The organism is Streptomyces niveus (assembly GCF_001723055.1).
Taxonomy (GTDB): Bacteria; Actinomycetota; Actinomycetes; order Streptomycetales; family Streptomycetaceae; genus Streptomyces; species Streptomyces niveus.
In genome coordinates, this window is the sequence record NZ_MDCR01000467.1 from 1 (window position 1) to 1045 (window position 1045).

The 1045-nt window shown below is 72.2% G+C and carries 1 protein-coding gene and 1 pseudogene; both read right to left on the reverse strand.

Going from position 1 to position 1045, the window contains the following annotated elements; all coding sequences use genetic code 11:
* Window positions 1-288 (reverse strand): annotated as a pseudogene (locus BHU15_RS36335) (histidine kinase); the annotation flags it as partial.
* A gap of 138 nt (window positions 289-426) precedes the next feature.
* Window positions 427-1045 (reverse strand): universal stress protein (locus BHU15_RS36340; RefSeq protein WP_218028098.1); only part of this gene is annotated, 619 nt, incomplete at its 5' end.

The window sequence follows — 1045 nt, forward strand, 5'->3', positions numbered from 1 at the left end:
CTCCCGGTCCACGCCGACGGTGACGAACTGGGAGAGGCGCATGTCCTCCTCCACGACACCCAGCGCTCCGTACTCGGCGTCGACCAGCACCACCGCCGCCTCCACGATGCGCCGCAGCACCTGCGGCAGGTCCAGCCCCCGTCCGACCGAGAGCACGGCCTGGAGCAGGCTCCGCACCGATTCGGGATTGCCGTCCTGTACGGCGTCGAGCTGGGCCCGCAGCTCTTCGGGCAGGACGCCTTCCCGTTCCGGTACGCCGTCGCCGTACCTGCCCGGGTCGTCGGCCACGAGTCCTCCGTCGGGGCAGTGCTGCCGTCGGGCCTCTTCGAGCCCTGTTTCTCACGGTAGTGACTGCTTTCGGCGCCGCATCCCGACGTGCCGCTTCGGCCGGGGGCGACCTCATGCCCCCGGGCCGTCAATGACGTGTCAACCGTGCGGGACGATCGCCACCGGGCACGGTGCGTGATGGACGGCCGCCGCCAGGACGTTGCCCACCGGGGGCGCGACTCTCGGCCGTTCCTCCCGCCGTCCGACGACCAGCAGGCCGGCGCCCACCGCGCCTCGTACGACAGCCCTCGCCGGGCTCTGGGCCCACACGGTCTCGACCACTCGTACCTCGGGGAACTTCTCCCGCCAGGGACGGAGCGCGTCGGCCAGTTCCCGTTGGGCGTGGCGGACGACCTCGCCACGGAAGTAGGGGTCGGCGACGATGCCGCCACGCGTGTACGCAGCGGCCGGCAGGTTTCTGGCGTGCACCGCGCGCAGCGTGACACCACTGCGGGCCGCGCCGGTGAAGGCGAACTCCAGCAGCTCGTCGCACGGACCCCGCAGGCTCAGGGCCACCGTCAGGTCTCCCTCGTCGTCGGCCGGCGCGGGGTCCTCACGAGCGCGTACGAACACGGTCGGAGCCTGCGCCCGCGCCATGACGTGCAGACCGATGTCGCCGAGGAAGTAGCTGGCCATGGGCGCCATGTCCCGCGAGCCGAGTACCAGCAGCTCCGACTCCGCCGCCGCCGACAGCAGAGCGTCCACCGGATCCTCGGCC